Raw genomic sequence first — 17,853 nt, forward strand, 5'->3', positions numbered from 1 at the left:
CGGGAGCTCCCCCGACGCGTCAGGCCGGGGAGAAGAGGTGATCGCTGATGAGACGGGCCGCGCCGATGACCCCGGCCGCCGGGCCCAACTCGCCGAGCACGATGGGGAGATTGCCGGTGGCCAGCGGCAGGGACTGCCGGTAGACCTGGGTGCGGACACTGGCGAGGAGGTTGTGACCGAGGCCGGTGACCCCGCCGCCGATCACCACCAGACCGGGATTGAAGAAGCTCACGAGTCCGGCGATGACCTGCCCGACCCGGTTGCCGCCCTCACGGATGAGTCCGAGGGCGGTGGCGTCCCCGGCGGCGGCCGCCGCGGCGACGTCGACCGCCGTGAGCCGGCCGGCCGCCGCCAGGCGCCCGGCGAGCTCGTCCGACCTGCCGCCGCGCGCCGCGTCCTCGGCGTCGCGGGCCAGAGCGGCGCCGCTGAAGTGGGCTTCCAGGCAGCCCTTGTTCCCACACGCGCAGGCGCGGCCGTCCGGTTCGACCTGGATGTGCCCGATGTCGCCGGCGCTGCCCGTCGTACCGCGGTAGACCTCGCCGCCCACGACGATGCCGCACCCGATGCCCGTACCGATCTTGACGCAGAGGAAGTCCCCGACCGAGCGGGCGACGCCGGCGTGCTGCTCCCCCATGGCCATGAGGTTCACGTCGTTGTCGACCATGACCGGGCAGCCGAGTTCCTGGCTGAGCGCCTCCCGTACGGGGAAGCCGTCCCAGCCGGGCATGATCGGTGGTGCGACCGGGATGCCCTCGGGGAAGCGGACCGGTCCGGGGACGCCGATGCCGGCGCCGTCGAAGCCTTCGGCGAGGCCCGAGGCGCGCAGTTTGGCCGCCATGGACAGGGCCTGCTCGAAGACGGCGACGGGGCCCTCGCGGACGTCCATCGGGTGGTTGATGTGCCCGAGCACCTCCAACTCGGCGTTGGTGACGGCCACATCGATGGAGGTGGCGCCGATGTCGATGCCGAGGAAGCGGAGTTCGGGGGCGAGCCGGATGTTGTGCGATCGGCGTCCGCCGCGCGAGGCGGCGAAGCCGTCCGCGACGACGAGGCCGGTGTCGAGCAGCCGGTCGACCTCGACGGCGAGCTTGGAGCGGGAGAGATCGATGTGATCACCCAGCTGGGCGCGGGAGTTGGGTCCTCCGTCGCGCAGCAGCCGGAGCAGTCGCGCCTGGTGCGCGTTGGCAGGTCGTGCCGTCATGCGTCTCACGCGCCCCTCCCCTTGGTGACGTGTCGCGGGCTCTCCGTCGGGCTTTGGAGGGGAACGTAGCAGTGGTGTCCCGGAGTGGGAAGAAGTCGTGCGTGAATCCGCTAGGACTTTTTCCCTAGTGAGGACAAAGCCGGGGCCGGGGTGGTGGCCGGCGGGCGGACCTCGGCCAGGCGGGCGGAGACGACGACGTTCCCGTCGTACCCCTTCTCCTTCGTGAAGCCTCCGCCGCAGGTCAGCAGGCGCAGCTCGGGCAGTGCGCCGTATTTGTAGATCCGCTCGGCCGGGAAGCGGTCCTTTGGGACGACCTCGACGCCGTACACGGTGAAGACGGCCGTCGTGCCGTCGCGGCGGGCGATCTCGACACGATGGCCCTTGCGCAGGGCGCCGAGGTCGAAGAAGACGGCGCGCCCCTCGGGTGTGTCGACATGGCCGACGACGACGGCGGTCCCCTGCTCCCCCGGGGTGACGGCGCCGGTGAACCAGCCGGCGAGGTTCTTCTCGTACGGGGGTGGGGCGTCGATCCACCCTTCGGGGTCGAGGCCGACGTCCATGACGGGTGCGTCGACGCGGAGGGCCGGGACGCGGACTCGTTCGGGGCGCGAGGCGGGCAGCGGAGCGGGGACGGCCTCGGGGGAGACCGCGTCAGGGGTGGTGGCGGCGCCGGCCCGGCCGGGGGCGGCGGCGGCGAGCGGCTGCGGTGGTCCCGCGGCCCGCCATTCCTCCGTACCGCCTCGCACCAGGTGGATGCCCACGAGGAGGACGACGGCGAGGACACCCCAGGCGCCGCGCCCGCCCGAAACATTCGACCCCTGCACGATCCGATCCGCTCTCTCCGTCGACACATGTGCGCGTGTACACCGGGTGCACCGGGTGCGCGTGGTGACCCTTCCGCCCCGGGCCTCGTCACCCCGGGGCGGAAGGGCGGTCTCTGGGCCCTCGCGTCCCGGCCGTCAGGCGCGGCCGTGGGCGCCGCGGCGGCGGATCAGGACGACGGCGCCGCCGAGCGCGCCCGCGATCAGCACCGAACCGGTGACCGTGGCGGCGGTGCCGAACTCACCGAAGCCGCCGCCGAAACCGGCCCGGACACCCTTGTGGGCTCCGGTGTCGGTGCCGCCTGCGGTATGACCGCCGGTGGAATCACCGCCGGTGGAGTGGCCGCCGGTGGAGTGGCCGCCGGTGGAGTGGCCGGATCCGCCGGCGATGGTGAGCATGGTGGTGCCCTTCTCGCCCTTGCAGTCGAAGGTCACCACGTACTCGGCGCCGACCTTGGCGTCGAGGTCGACGGTGGCGCTGCCCGCGTGACCCTCATTCAGCGTGACGGTGTCGAAGACGCCGGAGGAGACGGTGACGGACGGCACCTCGCACCCGTCGGACTTCAGCGTGACCGTGCCGCCGGGGGCGACCGTCTCGGGCGAGACGGAGAAGCCGAAGGAGGTGATGTCACTTCCGGTACCGGCCCCGGTCCCGATCCCGGTCCCCGATTCGGCCCCGAGTTCGGCGCCGATCCCGGTGCCGTCGTCGGCCGCGGCGGTCGGTGCGGAGAAGGTGACTGCGGCGGTGGCGGTGGCGAGCAGGGCGGCGGAAGCGACACCTATCGCGCGCATGGCGACCTCCAGATCACGGGAGGGGCGTGGCGGACGTCTTCCACTTCTCGGCGTACGGCGGGAAACGCCCCTCGACGCGATCGAAGCTAGGCCGCGCCCGGACACCTCGCCACCGGGCTCCGCCGAACGGCCGAAGCGGGGGAAACGCCCCGCCCGGGAGGACTGCGCGCTTCTCAGCCCTGGGTGTGATCGCGGTAGGTCGTGCGGGTGTGTTCCGTGTGGGCGCGCATGATCGCCGTCGCCCGTGCCTCGTCACGCGCCGGGCTTCGTAGACCCGGTCGCGAAGCGGTCGTGCCGCATGTTCTACGGGACCCGGCTCCACGGGACCCGGTTCTACGGGACCCTGATCACCTGGCCCGCGTACGAGAGGTTCCCGCCGAAGCCGAAGAGCAGCGTGGGCGCTCCGGACGGGAGCTCGCCGCGCTCGACGAGCTTGGCGAGGGCCAGGGGGATCGAGGCCGCCGAGGTGTTCCCGGACTCGATCACGTCCCGGGCGACGATCGCGTTGACGGCGCCGATCTTCGCGGCGAGGGGCTCGATGATCCGCAGGTTGGCCTGGTGGAGGACCACCCCTGCCAGTTCCTCGGGCCTGACGCCCGAGCGCTCGCAGACCTGGCGGGCGAGGGCCGGGAGCTGCTGGGTGGCCCAGCGGTAGACGGACTGGCCCTCCTGCGCGAAGCGCGGCGGGGTGCCCTCGATGCGGACGGCGTGGCCCATCTCGGGGACCGAGCCCCACAGGACGGGGCCGATGCCGGGCTCCTGGCCGTCCTCCACCGCCTCGACGATCGCCGCGCCGGCGCCGTCGCCGACGAGGACGCAGGTGGTGCGGTCGGACCAGTCGGTGACCTCGGTCATCTTGTCGGCGCCGACGACGAGGGCCCGGCGGGCCGCTCCGGCGCGCACCGCGTGGTCGGCGGTGGCCAGGGCGTGCGTGAAGCCGGCGCACACCACGTTGAGGTCCATGGTGGCAGGCGAGGTCATGCCGAGGCGGGCGGCGACGCGGGCGGCGGTGTTCGGCGAACGGTCGATCGCGGTGGAGGTGGCCACGAGGACGAGGTCGATGTCGTCGGGGCCGAGTCCGGCGGCGGCGAGCGCCTTTCCGGCGGCGTGGGCGGCGAGCTCGTCGACGGGCTCGTCGGGGCCCGCCATGTGCCGGGTCCTGATTCCCACCCTGCTGCTGATCCATTCGTCGCTGGTGTCGACGAGTGCGGCCAGGTCGTCGTTGGTCAGGACCTTCGCGGGCTGGTAGTGCCCGAGCGCGGCGATACGAGTGCCCGTCATGCCCGGGACCCCCTTGGGTTCATGTGGCGCGTGGTGCGTGGTTGACGCGTGGTGCGTGTTTGACGCAGGAACTCCCCAGTCTCGCCAGCAACTGATGAGTAACAGGACACCTAAACCACCAACATTCACCGGGACCTGTTGGGAGACCGCGACAAGCGGACGGCAGTGGGCTGCAACCTGACCCTGCACGTGCAGGACAATGAGATCGTCAAGGTCACCTCTCCGCACGACAACCCGGTGACCCACGGCAACCTCCGCATCAAGGGCCGTTTCGGCTTCCAACACGTACAGAATCGGGTGTAGCCACGATGGGACGGGTCACCGAGCGACGGCGCGTCATCCGGATCCGTGCCGGTGCCGTGAACGAGCGGCCCGACACCCTGGTGGCGGAGGAGCCGCTGGAGATCCGGCTGAACGGCAGGCCGCTCGCGATCACCATGCGCACGCCGGGCGACGACTTCGCGCTCGCGGCCGGGTTCCTGGTGAGCGAGGGGGTGCTGGCCGCCGCCTCGGACGTACGGAACATCGTGTACTGCGCGGGTGCCAAGGACGACGGCACGAACACGTACAACGTGGTGGACGTGCGGTTGGCGGCGGGCGTTCCGGTCCCGGACATCACGCTGGAGCGGAACGTGTACACGACGTCGTCGTGCGGGCTGTGCGGCAAGGCCAGTCTGGACGCCGTCCGCACCACCGCGCGGTTCCCGATCGCCGACACTCCCCCGCTCCGGATCACGCCCGGGCTGCTCGCCGGCCTCCCCGACCGGCTGCGGGCGGCCCAGCGGGTCTTCGACCGGACCGGGGGCCTGCACGCGGCGGCGCTGTTCTCGGAGGACGGGGAGCTGCTCGACGTACGGGAGGACGTGGGCCGGCACAACGCGGTGGACAAGCTGGTGGGCCGCGCGCTGCGCGAGGACCGGCTGCCGCTGGACCGGGCGATCCTCCTCGTCTCGGGGCGGGCCTCGTTCGAGCTGGCGCAGAAGGCGGTGATGGCGGGCATCCCGGTCCTCGCGGCCGTCTCGGCGCCCTCGTCGCTCGCCGTCGACCTGGCCGCCGAGACGGGGCTGACGCTGGTCGGCTTCCTGCGCGGCCCGGACATGAACGTGTACGCGGGCGAGCACCGGATCGCTCTCGGGGCCGCGGCCTCCCGGGACTGACCGGCCGCTCCCCGCTGCACGGGGCGGGCCACCGGCCGGCGGGGAGCGCCCCCTGCGCCGACCAGCCCCGTACCCCGTACCCCGTCGCCGAGACCCTGTCCGTCACCTGGCCGGTAAGGGCGCCCCTTATCGGCGGGCGCGGCCGGCGCCGGGCTCCTTCGGGGGGTCGATCATCTGGAGGGTGAGGGTGGCCGGGGGGTCGGCGAGGCCGGGGCCTCCCGCCGCCGTCCAGGCGAGGATGTCGTCGAGGCAGTCGTCGTCCGCGGTCCAGCCGATCCACGCGGCCCGGCCGCCTCGGCGGCGGCCCTCGGTGGAGGGCTGGACCACGACGACGTTGGCCTGGGCGCACGGGCCGAGGCAGTCGCTGGTACGGACGGACAGCCGGCCGGCCGAGGCCGCGGCGGCGCGGCGGAGCCGGTCGAGCTGGCCGGCGTGGTCGATGCCGGGGTTCTTGCGGGCGTCGCCGCAGCAGCAGCCTCGGCAGACGACGAGGGAGCAGGGGCGAGCGCCGTAGCGTATCGGCGCGCGGGTCACCGGGGGCCGTCCAGGGTGATCTCGCAGACGGTGGCGACCGTGCCGAGGCGGGGGAAGTCGAGGCTCACCGAGGCGTGGTGCTCGTCGGCGGTGAAGGCGGTCATGGCGTCCTCGGCGAAGACCGGTGCGTAGCCGAGGTCGCAGGCGGCGCGGGCGGTGGACTCGACACCGAGGTTGGTGGCGATGCCGCCGAGGACCACGGTGGAGACGGAGCGTTCGGCGAGCAGTTCGTGGAGTCCGGTGGCGTGGAATCCGCCGATCGTGCGCTTGACGACGATCAGGTCGCCGTCGTGGACGAGGGAGGGGACGAGTGCGCTGCCGGGCGGCTGGGCGTCGACGTTCGGCCGCTCGACCCTGATGTGGACGACGGGCGCGCCGGCGGCCCGGAAGGTCTCGGCGAGCCGGGTCGCGGCGGCGACGACGTCCGTTCCGGAGCGGGGGGCGAGGGGCAGCGCGACGATGCGTTCCATCAGGTCGACGAGGACGAGCGCGGTGCGGCCGGGATCGAGTGCGGGCATGGGAGCACGGTATCGGCACGGTTGATCTTCGCGGCGGCGGTGGGTGGTGATCCCGCCAAGGAGGGGCCGGGCGGCACGGTCGCCCCTCGGGGGCGGGGCCCGCCTCTCGGGCCCCACCCGCCCCGGGGGGGTCGCGTCCACCCCGGGGCCCCCGCCCGCGCCGGGGCCCCCGCCCGCGCGGGGGGCCACGTCCGCCCCGGGGGGGCCGGGTCCGCGTCTCGGGCCGCGCGACCCCGGGGGAGCCGGGGCCCCCGCGTCTCAGGGGTGAGTACTCGTCGTCCCGACGGACGGCTGCCGGTCCGGCGCGGGCGGCGAGCCGACAGGGGCGGCCGGGGCCTCGGCCCGGGTCCCGGCCCGGGCCTCGGCCCGGGTCCCGGCCGGGGGCTCGGTCGAGGTCTCGGCCCGGGGCTCGGCCCGGGTCTCGGCCCGGGTCTCGGGCGGCGTCGGCTCCGGGTCCCGTGCCCGGCGCTTGGCGATCACGGCGCAGACGATCAGCTGCATCTGGTGGAAGAGCATCAGCGGCAGGACCGCGAGCGAGGCCTGCGCCCCGAAGAGCACGCCGGCCATCGGGAGCCCCGCCGCCAGGCTCTTCTTCGAGCCCGCGAACTGGATCGCGATGCGGTCCGCCCGGCCGAAGCCGAGCCTTTTCGCCCCGTACCAGCTCAGCGTCAGCATCAGCGCGAGCAGCACGGCCTCGACGACGAGCAGCAGTCCGAGCCGCGCCGGAGTCACCTGGTGCCAGATGCCGGCGACCATGCCCTGGCTGAAGGCGGCGTACACGACGAGCAGGATCGAGCCCCGGTCGACGTACCCGAGCACCTTCTTCCTCCGTACCAGGAACGCCCCCACCCATGGGCGCAGCAGCTGTCCGGCCACGAAGGGCAGGAGCAGCTGAAGCACGATCTTGAGCAGCGAGTCGGCGGAGAATCCGCCCGCGCCGCCCCCGAGCAGGGCCGCGGCGAGCAGCGGGGTGAGGAGGATTCCGGCGAGGGAGGAGAAGGAGCCGGCGCAGATCGCCGCGGGCACGTTGCCGCGGGCGATCGAGGTGAAGGCGATGGAGGACTGGACGGTGGAGGGGACCAGGCACAGGAAGAGGAGGCCGCTGTAGAGCGGTGGGGTGAGAACGGCCGGTACGAGACCCTTCGCCGCGAGTCCGAGGAGCGGGAAGACGAGGAAGGTGCAGGAGAGGACGGTGAGGTGGAGCCGCCAGTGCTGGAGTCCGTCGAGCGCCTCGCGGGTGGAGAGCCGGGCGCCGTAGAGGAAGAACAGCAGGGCGATGGCCGCGGTCGAGGCTCCGCCGGCGACCGTGGCGGCGGTGCCGGAGGCGGGCAGGAGCGCCGCGAGGCCGACGGTGCCGAGCAGCGCCAGGATGTACGGGTCGATCGGAAGCCGGGACGGCAGAAGGGTCGTACGGCGGCTCATGTGCTCCACTGCTCTGCTGGATGGCGGTCGGGTCCCGGGGGCGGAATCGTGCCCTCCCCATCCTGCTCCCTCAGCCGGCGATCGGGAATCCCGCACAGCGCTCTTACTGTCATCACGATCCGCGATAAGCTCGATCACGTGTACGACACCTCCCAGCTGCGTACCTTTCTCGCGGTCGCCCAGACGCTGAGTTTCACGCAGGCCGCGCGCCGGCTCGGGCTGCGCCAGTCGACCGTGAGCCAGCACGTGCGGCGTCTGGAGGCCGCCACCGGGCGGCCGCTGTTCACCCGGGACACCCACAGCGTGGAGTTGACGGAGGACGGTGAGGCGATGCTCGGCTTCGCCCGGACGATCCTGCGGGCGCACGAGCGGGCCGCGGCGTTCTTCACGGGGACGCGGCTGCGCGGGCGGCTGCGGTTCGGCGCGTCGGAGGACTTCGTGGTGACGCGGCTCCCCGAGATCCTGGAGTCGTTCCGGCGCGAGCACCCCGAGGTGGATCTGGAGCTGACGGTCGAGCTGTCCGGGACGCTGAACGCCCGACTGGAGGCGGGCCGGCTGGATCTGATCCTCGCCAAGCGGCGCGCCGAGGAGAGCGGGGGCGAGCTGGTGTGGCAGGACTCGCTGATCTGGATCGGCTCCCCGCGGCTGCGCCTCGACGCGGACCGGCCCGTTCCGCTGATCGTCTTCCCGCCGCCGGGGATCACGCGCGCCCGGGCGCTCGAAGCGCTGGAGGCGCAGGGGCGCGCCTGGCGGATCGCCTGTACGAGCAGCAGTCTGAGCGGGAACATCGCGGCGGCCCGGGCCGGGCTCGGTGTCATGGCGCACACGCGGGGTCTGGTCCCGCCGGGTCTCGTCCAGGTGCCGGCCAGGGCCGGGCTGCCTGACCTCGGCGATGTGGACTTCGTCCTGCGCAAGGGGCGGCGGCGGGGGGCGGCGCAGGTGGTGGCGGACGCTCTGGCCTCGGCGATCCTGGCGGGCGGCGACCGGCTGCAGCGCCCACGCTGACGGGGTCGCGAGGGACGTGGCGGGAGCTTCGGCGCGCCACCGAACACCCGCGCCGACGCGCGGCGGAGGGCGGGCCGATGGGCGTGTCGACCCGCCTGTCGACGGGCCCGTCGACACGCCCACCGACAGGCCAGTCGGCCCGGATATGACGGGTGCGTACAGATTCAGTGGAGATTCCGGCCGAGCCTACTTACCCGCGAGTCAGCAACGCGCCGCGGCCCGCCGCCACTTGCCCGCTCCCCGCCCCCTGACCTGTGCGAACGCCGAATGTCCCGGCTTGGTGAAGGCCCTGCAACCCGCTGGTCGGGTGGGGTACCGTCACCCGCGCCGTACGGAGCGCGACAACGAGCGGTCGAGGAGCAGGTCATTGCGCGAGTTCACCGTGCCGCCCGTCGAGGCGGCGCCTCAGGTCGGCGGTCTGGCGGACGCCGTGTTCGATCATGCGGAGAACACGCCCGACCGGGTCGTGTTCGCTCGTAAGGACGCCGGGGGCCGGTGGCGGGACGTGACATCGGCCCAGTTCCGCGACGAGGTGCTGGCGCTGGCGAAAGGCCTGATAGCGCACGGCGTACGGTTCGGCGACCGGGTCGCCATCATGGCGAGGACCCGCTACGAATGGACGCTGTTCGACTTCGCGCTGTGGACGCTGGGCGCGCAGCCCGTGCCGGTCTACGCCACCTCCTCCGCCGAGCAGGTCTACTGGATGCTGCACGACGCCGAGGTGACGGCGTGCGTGGTGGAGCACGAGGACCACGCCATGACGATCGGCTCGGTGATCGACCGGCTGCCGTTGCTGCGGCGCCTGTGGCAGCTGGACGCGGGTGAGGGCGCGGTCGCGGAGCTGACGGCGGCGGGCGCGGAGATCGACGAGGACGTGGTGCACCGGCACCGGCGGGCGGTGACGCCGGAGTCCGTGGCCACGATCATCTACACCTCGGGCACCACGGGCCGCCCCAAGGGCTGCGTCATCACGCACTCCAACTTCATGTTCGAGTCGGACATGCTGGTGGGCCGCTGGGAGCCGGTCTTCCACTCCAGGCCGGGCGACGAGGCCTCCACGCTGCTCTTCCTTCCGCTCGCGCACGTCTTCGGACGGATGGTGGAGGTGGCGGCGGTCCGCTCGGGGGTGAAGCTCGCCCACCAGCCAGCCCTCGCGGCGTCCGCGCTGCTGCCCGACCTCGCGACCTTCCGTCCGACGTTCGTCCTCGCCGTCCCCTACGTCTTCGAGAAGGTCTTCCACGCGGCCCGCCGCAAGGCGGAGAGCGAGGGGAGACTCGGGCCGTTCGACAAGGCGGTCGAGGTGGCGGTCCGGTACGCCGAGGCGATGGAGCAGAAGGCCTTCGGGCTCGGCCCCGGGCCGTCGGCGGCGCTGCGGGTGCAGCACCAGTTCTTCGAGAAGGTCGTGTACGGCAAGGTCCGCGAGGCCATGGGCGGGCGGCTCCGGCACGCGATGTCGGGCGGCTCGGGGATGGACCGGCGGCTGGGGCTGTTCTTCGAGGGCGCCGGGGTGACGATCTTCGAGGGGTACGGCCTGACCGAGTCCTCGGCCGCCGCCACGGCGAACCCGCCCGAGCGCACCAGGTACGGCACGGTCGGGCAGCCGATCCCCGGCACGACGGTGCACATCGCGGAGGACGGGGAGGTGTGGCTGCACGGCCGACACATCTTCTCCGGGTACCTGAACAATCCGGGGGCCACCGGCGCCGTGCTGAACGACGGCTGGCTCGCCACGGGCGATCTGGGGATGCTCGACGAGGACGGCTATCTGACGATCACCGGGCGGAAGAAGGAGATCCTGGTGACCTCGAGCGGCAAGAGCGTGTCGCCGGCCGCCCTCGAGGAGCGGGTGCGGTCGCATCCCCTGATCGCGCAGTGCATCGTGGTGGGCAACGACCGGCCGTACATCGCCGCGCTGGTGACGGTGGACCAGGAGGCGGTGGAGCACTGGCTGGCGATGCAGGGCCGGGCGCCGCTGCCGCCGGCCGAACTGGTCCGCGACCCGAGCCTGGAGACGGAGATCCGCCGGGCGGTGGTGGCGGCCAACACGATGGTGTCGCAGGCGGAGTCGATCCGTACGTTCCGGATACTGGCACACCCGTTCAGCGAGGAGCACGGGCTGCTCACTCCCTCGCTGAAGCTGAAGCGGAAGGCGATCGAGAGGGCCTACGCGGTGGAGGTCGAGGCGCTTTACCGCTGATCGCGGCACGGTACGCCCCGTACGCGCAATGCACCTGACGCTTCATCAATTGACGGCGCATCAGTTATTGACGGTTCATCAGCTCGGTCACAGAATGCGGGTCACCCGACGGAGGGATCGCCCGTGCCTCGACCGTTGCGCACCATCGCCGCCGCCATCACCCTGCTCCTCGTCACCGCCTGCAACTCCGCCTCGAGCGGGGGGAGCGGCAAAGGCGGCGGGAGCGGCGGGAGCACCTCCTCCGCACGCGGAGTCACCGCCGACGCGATCAAGGTGGGCGGCATCGTCTCCATGACCACCGCCAGCGGGTACTCCAAGAAGGACACCGATCTCGGCGCCCGGGCACGCTACGACCGGGCCAACGCGGAGGGCGGCGTCAACGGGCGCAGGATCGACTATCTGGGCGCCGAGGACGACGGCCAGGACCCGGCGAGGAACCTGGCCGCGGCTCGTAAACTCGTCCAGCGGGAGCGGGTGTTCGCGGTCTCCCCCATGAGCTCGGTCACCTTCTCCGGCGCCGACTTCCTCAACGGGCAGCAGGTGCCGACCGTCGGCTGGGGGACACTGCCCTCCTTCTGCGGGCCCGAGTACCTCTACGGCTTCAACGGCTGCCTCGTCCCCACTCCCGGCGGCACGCTCAACCAGACCTGGCCCGAGGGGCTCGCCACCGTCCTCGGTGGCGCCCGGGGCAGGTCGGTCGCGCTGATCGCCGGCGACAACGACGCCGGGAAGTTCGGCATCCGCACCTTCACCCAGGGCTTCAAGGCGGCCGGTTTCCAGGTCTCGTACGCCAAGGCGGTCGTGCCGGCGACCTCCGTCCCCAGCGACTGGTCCGCCTACACCAAGGAGATCCTCCGCTCCGGCGCCGGCGGCCGGGCGCCCGACGCCGTGGTGTCGGTGATGCAGACGCCGTACAACATCGGCCTGTTCACCGCCCTCAAGCGCGCGGGCTACCGGGGGGTGATCTCGGATCCCACGGACTACGACCCAGGGCTGCTCGCCAAGGACGCGACACGCCAGGCGCTCGACGGGGTGCACGTGCTGCTGCAGTTCCAGCCCTTCGAGTCGGACAGTCCGGCGATGCGGCAGTTCAAGGCGGACATCAGGAAGGCGGCGGGCGGCAAGAACCCCCCGCTGAACATGCACATGCTGACCGGCTACATGTCGGCCGACCTCTTCCTGGCCATCGCCACGAAGGCGGGCAGGGACCTGACCGCCGAGTCCTTCCAGAAGGCGGCGAAGGGCTTCTCCGACACCGGGACGCTCGTCGGCGACCGGGCGGAGCCCAAGGGGCAGAAGGAGAGCTTCGGCTGCGGTGCGCTCGTCCGGCTGAAGAACGGCCGGTACGAGGTGGCCGTCCCGTTCAAGTGCTATCCGCCGATCCCCTTCGGCTAGGAACGGGGTGTCGTGGGTGGTGACCTGCTGGGGTTCGTCCTGAGCGGTCTGGTGTCGGGCGCGCTGTACGCGCTGCTCGCGACCGGGCTCGTCCTGTCGTACTCCGCCTCCGGGCTCTTCAACTTCGCGCACGGGGCCACCGCCTATCTGTGCGCCCTCGCCTTCTACGAGCTGCACTCCGGCTTCGGCTGGCCGGCCGTGCCCACGGCGCTGCTGCTCGTCCTCGTCGTCGCGCCCGGCCTCGGCTGGGGCCTGGACCGGCTGATGTTCCGGAAGCTGGCCCGGGTCGGCGAGACGGCGCAGATCGTGGCGACGATCGGTCTCCTCGTCGCCCTGCCCGCGGCCGGGCTGTGGGTGGTCGAGCTCCTGGAGCGGGCCGGAGCTCCGGTCCAGCCGGCCGAGAACCAGTTCGGGCTGCCGGGTGTCGGGCCGAGCCCGGCGGTGTCCTGGCAGCCGGTGGACGGGGTGGGCGTCGACTCCGACCAGTTGATCACCTGGGTCGTGACGGCGCTGGTGGCGGCCGGGCTGTGGGTCCTGATGCGGCACACGCGGCTCGGGCTGCTCCTGCGGGCGGCCGTCGACAACCGCTCGCTCGTGGAGCTGCGGGGCATCAGCGCGGACCGGTTGTCCTCGATCGCGTGGATGCTGTCCTCGGGTCTCGCGGGGCTCGCCGGCGTCCTCGCGACCCCGCTCCTCGGCCTGTCCGCCCACGACTACACCCTCTTCCTCTTCGTCTCCGCGACGGCCGCGGTGCTCGGGCGCTTCGCCTCGGTGCCGCTGGCGTTCGCGGGCGGCCTCGGGCTCGGGGTGCTGCAGAACCTGGTGGCGGGGTACGCCTCGTTCGCTGAGGGCGTCACCGGCTTCCGTACGGCGGTGCCGTTCCTCATCCTCTTCGCCGGTCTCGTCGTCCTGGCGCGGCGCCGCCGGGCGGCGGGGACGGCGGCGGCGGACCCGCCGCCGGCCGACTACCTGGCCGGGAAGGGGTGGGGGCGCCGGTGGGGCGCGTGGGCGGCGGCCGGCGTGCTGCTCGGTACGGCGTTCTACACCGTCACCACGCCGTTCTGGAGCGGGATCCTGGCCCAGGGGCTCGCGCTCGGGCTCGTGCTCATGTCGTTCACGGTGGTCACGGGAATCGGTGCGATGGTGTCGCTCGCCCAGGCGACGTTCGTGACCTGCGCGGCCCTCGTGGCCGGCCTGCTGATGAGCCGCGGCTGGCCGTTCGCCGCCGCGGCGGTGGCCGGCACGGCCGCGGCGGCGCTGCTCGGGGCGGTGGTGGCACTGCCCGCGCTGCGGCTGGGGGGCAGGTCGCTGGCCCTGGCCACGCTCGCCCTCGCCTTCCTCGCCGACCAGGTGCTCTTCCAGATGGGGTGGCTGCGCAACGGGGACACCGGATGGGAGATCCCGCGCCCGGTCCTCGGTCCGCTGGACCTGGGCGACGACCGGGCGTTGGGGGTGGCGCTGGTAGTGCTCTGCGGGGCGGTGGTGTGGCTCCTCACCTGGCTGCGCGGCTCCCGGTGGGGCCGGGCGGTGCTGGCGGTCCGCTCGGCGCCGGAGGCCGCGGCCGCGTCGGGGGTGTCGGTGGTACGGACGAAGCTGCTGGTCTTCACGGTCTCGGCGGGGCTCGCGGGGTTCGGGGGCGTGCTCCTCGCCTCGTACAACACCCGGATCACGGCGACGGACTTCACGGCGATGACGGGTCTCGTGTGGCTGGCGGTCGTGGTGGCGGCGGGGGTGCGCAGGCCCCAGTTCGCGGTGGTGGCGGGGCTGGTCTTCGCGGTGGTCCCGCATCTGATGGCGCAGTACGTCACGGATTCCGCGCACCTGCCGGTGATCCTCTTCGGCCTGGCCGGTCTGGCGCTCGCGAACGACCCGGACGGGTACTGCGCGGCGTGGCCGTCCCGCCGGGCGGCACGCCGGGCGGCGGCGGGCGGGGGCGGGACGGGCGGGGCTTCGGCCGCGGGGCCTTCGGCGCCCGGGGGCGCGACGGACGCCGCCGTCGTCCCGGCCCCGGCGGCCGCGCCACCGCCCCCGTCCTTGGAGGCACGTCCGACCGCCGCGCTGGAGTTGCAGGGCGTCCGGGCCGGGTACGGCGGCGCGCCGGTGCTGAACGGCGTGGATCTCGTCCTGCGGGCCGGGGAGGTGCTGGTGCTGCTCGGGCCCAACGGGGCCGGGAAGTCGACGCTGTGCCAGGTGGCCGCCGGGCTGCTGCGGCCCACGGCCGGCGGAGTGCGCGTCCTCGGGCGGGAGGCCGGCCGGGACACGGCCGTGGCGCGGGCGCGCCGGGGCGTGCGGCTGGCTCCCGAGGGCCGGGGTGTCTTCGCGGGGCTCACCATCGAGGAGAACCTGTCCCTCCAGCTGCCGGCGGCCGCCGACCGGGACGCCGTCTACACCCGCTTCCCCGCGCTCGCCGCCCGCCGTACCGTCCCCGCCGGCTCCCTCTCCGGCGGCGAGCAGCAGCTGCTCGCCCTCGCCCCGCTCCTCCAGCGGCCGCCCACCGTCCTCGTCGCCGACGAGCCGTCCCTGGGGCTCGCGCCGCGCGTGGCGGAGGACGTCTTCCGCCTCCTCGCCGAGCTGCGGGCGCGCGGGGCCGCGCTGCTCCTGGTCGAGGAGAAGGCGGCCGAGGTGCTCGGCACCGCCGACACCGTCGCGTACCTCTCGCAGGGCCGGATCACATGGTGCGGCCCGCGCTCCGAGGTGGACACGGACCGGCTGACCGAGGCCTATCTGGGAAGGGGGGCCGGACGATGACGAGTGGGGTGCTCCGCGCGGCCGGGATCGGCGTCCGCTTCGGCGGCGTCCAGGCACTGCGGGACGTGACGATCGAGGTCAGGCCCGGTGAGATCTGCGGGCTCATCGGCCCGAACGGCGCCGGCAAGACCACCCTCTTCGACGTCCTGTCCGGGATCCGCCGGCCGGACGCGGGCGTCGTCACACTCGCCGGTACGGACATCACACGCCGCTCCCCCGTATGGCGGGCCCGCCACGGCATCCGCCGCACCTTCCAACGCCAGCAGCCCTTCGGGCAGTTGACGGTGACCGACAATCTGGTCGTCGCCCAGGACTGGCGGCCGGGCGCGCCCCGCCACCGGGAGCGGGCCGCCGCCGTGCTCCGCGAGTGCGGGCTCGACGGGCTCGCGCGCTCCTACGCCGGCGCGCTCCCCGTCGGGCAGGCCCGCATGGTCGAGCTGGCCCGCGCCCTCGCCGATCCGCCGCGCGTGCTCCTCCTCGACGAGCCGGCCTCCGGCATGACCGCCGAGGAGCGTCGCCAACTCGCCGCCGTGGTACGGCACACGGCCGACGAGGAGGAGTGCGCGGTGCTGCTCGTCGAGCACAATGTGGCGTTCGTCATGGAGCTGTGCTCGCGCGTCGTGGTCCTGGACCTCGGCCGGGTCCTGGCCGAGGGGACGGCCGCCGAGGTCCGCGCCGACCCCGCCGTGCGCGCGGCGTATCTCGGCACGGCGCATCTCGGCACGGCGGAATCACACGGCGTATCTCGGCACGGCGGAACCGGCACGGCGGAATGCGATCCCCCCTCCGATCGTTGACCCTGGGAGTACCACCCGACGACGTTAGGATCGACCGCACGTGAGCACGGACAACAAGGTCCCTTCCCTCACCCTGAACAACGGCGTGGCGATGCCGCAGCTCGGCTTCGGTGTCTGGCAGGTGCCGGACGACGAGGCGACGGAGGCGGTGACCACGGCTCTGGAGGCGGGCTACCGCTCCATCGACACCGCCGCGATCTACGAGAACGAGACGGGCACCGGCCGGGCGGTCACCGCCTCCGGCATCCCCCGCGACGAGCTCTTCGTCACCACCAAGCTCTGGAACAGCGAGCAGGGTTACGACTCGACCCTGCGCGCCTTCGACGCCTCCCTCGCCAAGCTGGGCCTGGACTACGTCGATCTGTACCTGATCCACTGGCCGGTGCCGGCCAAGGACGCCTACGTCGACACCTACCGGGCGTTCGAGAAGATCTACGCCGACGGCCGCGCCAAGGCCATCGGTGTCTCCAACTTCCTTCCGGAGCACCTGGACCGGCTGATCGAGGAGACCTCGATCGTGCCCGCCGTCAACCAGATCGAGCTCCACCCCCACCTCCAGCAGCAGGCCTCGCGCGAGGCCCACGCCCGGCACGGCATCGCGACGGAGGCCTGGTCGCCGCTGGGGCAGGGCAAGGGGCTCCTGGAGGTCCCGGCGGTCGTCGCCATCGCCCAGAAGCACGGACGGACCCCGGCCCAGGTGGTGCTGCGCTGGCACCTGCAGATCGGGAACGTGGTCATCCCGAAGTCGGTGACTCCCTCCCGTATCCGGGAGAACATCGACGTCTTCGGCTTCGAGCTCGACGACGAGGACATGGCGGGCATCGCCGCCCTCGACGAGAACCGGCGCCTCGGCCCGAACCCGGCCGAGTTCGGCGCCTGAGCGCGAGCCGGAGCCCGGCCCACACAGAAGCGCCCCGGCGGAAAGGGCGCCGGCCCCCGCTCGGAGCGGGGGCCGGCGCCCTTCTTCGCGCGCTCGGTCAGGCGTCCCCGACCGTCAGGACGATCTTTCCGCGCGTCCGGCCCGACTCGCCGAGCCGGTGCGCCTTCGCCGCCTCCGCCAGCGGCAGGACGGTCTCCACCTCCGGCCGCAGCCGTCCCGTCTCCACCAACTCCGCCAGGGCGAGCAGCCCTGCGTAGTCCGGCTCGACGAGGGTGAAGCCGGTACGGATCCCGCGCTCCGTCGCCGGCACGGCGTCCGGCGACGGCAGGGTCACCAGCGTGCCGCCCTCGCGCAGCACCGCCAGCGAGCGCGTCCCGTAGTCGTCGCCGCCGTAGCAGTCCAGGACGACGTCCACGTCCCGTACGGTCTCGGCGAAGTCCACCGCCGTGTAGTCGATCGGCTCGTCGACGCCGAGCGTGCGCAGGAAGTCGTGCTTGGCGGCGCTCGCGGTGCCCAGCACGTAGGCCCCCCTGGCCTTGGCGATCTGGACGGCGAGGTGCCCGACGCCGCCGGCCGCCGCGTGGACCAGGACCCGTTGGCCGGGGCGCAGGCCCGCGGTGCCGACGAGGGACTGCCAGGCGGTGAGGCCGGCCAGCGGGAGGGCCGCGGCCCGGACGTGGTCGAGGGCGGCGGGCTTGCGGGCGAAGTGACGGGCCGGTCCTGTGACGTACTCGGCGTATCCGCCCGCCGGGGCGGGGAACCTCGGCATGCCGAAGACCTCGTCGCCGGGCGCGTAGAGCGTGACGCCGAGTCCGACTGCCTCGACGACTCCGGAGACGTCCCAGCCGAGGACCGGCTGCCCGGCCCAGCCGCCGAAGCCGCCGGTGGCGCGGGACTTCCAGTCGACCGGGTTCAGGCCGGCCGCGTGGACCCGGACGAGGATCTCGGTCGGGCCGGGTTCGGGGCGCGCCACCCGGGTCTCGGTGAGGACCTCGGGTCCGCCCCACTCGGCGGCGGTGATCGCGCGCATGGTGGCGGGGGCGGCGGTGGGCGTGTCGTTCATGAGGGTGCGCTCCTGTGCGAGGGGTGCTGTGGCGGTTGCCGG

At 73.2% G+C, this 17,853-nt stretch carries 15 protein-coding genes and 1 pseudogene; 8 read left to right on the plus strand and 8 right to left on the minus strand.

All coding sequences use genetic code 11. The annotated features are described in order from the left end of the window. Positions 1-19: 19 nt before the first annotated feature. The 4 genes from ACF06X_RS08355 to ACF06X_RS08370 form a co-directional block, all read right to left on the minus strand. Positions 20-1,201 (minus strand): ROK family protein, encoded by a 1,182-nt coding sequence (locus ACF06X_RS08355; RefSeq protein ID WP_392286424.1) that lies wholly within the window; start codon positions 1,199-1,201, stop codon positions 20-22. A 110-nt stretch (positions 1,202-1,311) separates the two neighbouring features. Further along, positions 1,312-2,052, minus strand: coding sequence for a class F sortase (locus ACF06X_RS08360; protein ID WP_392286425.1), 741 nt, complete (start codon positions 2,050-2,052; stop codon positions 1,312-1,314). Positions 2,053-2,160: 108 nt separating this feature from the next. Further along, entirely contained in the window at positions 2,161-2,814 is a 654-nt protein-coding gene (locus tag ACF06X_RS08365) for a hypothetical protein (protein ID WP_392286426.1), read from the minus strand. A 333-nt stretch (positions 2,815-3,147) separates the two neighbouring features. After that, entirely contained in the window at positions 3,148-4,095 is a 948-nt protein-coding gene (locus ACF06X_RS08370) for a beta-ketoacyl-ACP synthase III (RefSeq protein WP_392286427.1), read from the minus strand. Between the two features lie 165 nt (positions 4,096-4,260). On the opposite strand from ACF06X_RS08370, the pseudogene ACF06X_RS08375 reads away from it, so the two are divergent. Both ACF06X_RS08375 and fdhD read left to right on the plus strand, forming a co-directional pair. After that, positions 4,261-4,398 (plus strand): annotated as a pseudogene (locus ACF06X_RS08375) (Fe-S-binding domain-containing protein); the annotation flags it as partial. Between the two features lie 5 nt (positions 4,399-4,403). Continuing rightward, positions 4,404-5,252 carry a formate dehydrogenase accessory sulfurtransferase FdhD gene (gene fdhD, locus ACF06X_RS08380; RefSeq protein ID WP_392286428.1) on the plus strand — a complete coding sequence of 283 codons (849 nt, stop codon included), beginning with the start codon at positions 4,404-4,406 and terminating at the stop codon, positions 5,250-5,252. Positions 5,253-5,378: 126 nt separating this feature from the next. Here the strand turns inward: fdhD and ACF06X_RS08385 are convergent, their stop codons facing one another. The 3 genes from ACF06X_RS08385 to ACF06X_RS08395 all read right to left on the minus strand — a co-directional run bounded on the left by ACF06X_RS08385 (position 5,379) and on the right by ACF06X_RS08395 (position 7,726). After that, the gene (locus ACF06X_RS08385) at positions 5,379-5,786 is read right to left on the minus strand and encodes a (2Fe-2S) ferredoxin domain-containing protein (RefSeq protein WP_392286429.1); all 408 of its coding nucleotides are present in this window, start codon (positions 5,784-5,786) and stop codon (positions 5,379-5,381) included. Continuing rightward, the gene (locus ACF06X_RS08390; RefSeq protein WP_392286430.1) at positions 5,783-6,304 is read right to left on the minus strand and encodes an isochorismatase family protein; all 522 of its coding nucleotides are present in this window, start codon (positions 6,302-6,304) and stop codon (positions 5,783-5,785) included. Before ACF06X_RS08390 ends, ACF06X_RS08385 begins: the two co-directional genes overlap by 4 nt. Positions 6,305-6,562: 258 nt before the next feature. Then, positions 6,563-7,726 carry a bile acid:sodium symporter gene (locus ACF06X_RS08395; RefSeq protein WP_392286431.1) on the minus strand — a complete coding sequence of 388 codons (1,164 nt, stop codon included), beginning with the start codon at positions 7,724-7,726 and terminating at the stop codon, positions 6,563-6,565. Between the two features lie 138 nt (positions 7,727-7,864). On the opposite strand from ACF06X_RS08395, the gene ACF06X_RS08400 reads away from it, so the two are divergent. The 6 genes from ACF06X_RS08400 (at position 7,865) to ACF06X_RS08425 (ending at position 16,748) form a co-directional block, all read left to right on the plus strand. After that, positions 7,865-8,731 carry a LysR substrate-binding domain-containing protein gene (locus ACF06X_RS08400; RefSeq protein WP_392286432.1) on the plus strand — a complete coding sequence of 289 codons (867 nt, stop codon included), beginning with the start codon at positions 7,865-7,867 and terminating at the stop codon, positions 8,729-8,731. Between the two features lie 367 nt (positions 8,732-9,098). Beyond that, the gene (locus tag ACF06X_RS08405; protein WP_392286433.1) at positions 9,099-10,928 is read left to right on the plus strand and encodes an AMP-dependent synthetase/ligase; all 1,830 of its coding nucleotides are present in this window, start codon (positions 9,099-9,101) and stop codon (positions 10,926-10,928) included. 123 nt (positions 10,929-11,051) lie between these two features. Further along, the gene (locus tag ACF06X_RS08410; RefSeq protein WP_392286434.1) at positions 11,052-12,323 is read left to right on the plus strand and encodes an ABC transporter substrate-binding protein; all 1,272 of its coding nucleotides are present in this window, start codon (positions 11,052-11,054) and stop codon (positions 12,321-12,323) included. A 12-nt stretch (positions 12,324-12,335) separates the two neighbouring features. Continuing rightward, on the plus strand, positions 12,336-15,071 hold the full coding sequence (locus ACF06X_RS08415) for an ATP-binding cassette domain-containing protein (RefSeq protein ID WP_392286435.1): 2,736 nt from the start codon (positions 12,336-12,338) through the stop codon (positions 15,069-15,071). Continuing rightward, the gene (locus tag ACF06X_RS08420; protein WP_392286436.1) at positions 15,068-15,868 is read left to right on the plus strand and encodes an ABC transporter ATP-binding protein; all 801 of its coding nucleotides are present in this window, start codon (positions 15,068-15,070) and stop codon (positions 15,866-15,868) included. Before ACF06X_RS08415 ends, ACF06X_RS08420 begins: the two co-directional genes overlap by 4 nt. A 91-nt stretch (positions 15,869-15,959) precedes the next feature. After that, positions 15,960-16,748: an aldo/keto reductase gene (locus ACF06X_RS08425; protein ID WP_392286892.1), complete on the plus strand. Its 789-nt coding sequence runs from the start codon at positions 15,960-15,962 to the stop codon at positions 16,746-16,748. Positions 16,749-16,845: 97 nt separating this feature from the next. Here the strand turns inward: ACF06X_RS08425 and ACF06X_RS08430 are convergent, their stop codons facing one another. Beyond that, on the minus strand, positions 16,846-17,811 hold the full coding sequence (locus ACF06X_RS08430; RefSeq protein ID WP_392286437.1) for an NADP-dependent oxidoreductase: 966 nt from the start codon (positions 17,809-17,811) through the stop codon (positions 16,846-16,848). Between the last annotated feature and the right edge of the window lie 42 nt (positions 17,812-17,853).

This window comes from Streptomyces sp. NPDC015346, assembly GCF_043078785.1.
Classification (GTDB): Bacteria; Actinomycetota; Actinomycetes; order Streptomycetales; family Streptomycetaceae; genus Streptomyces.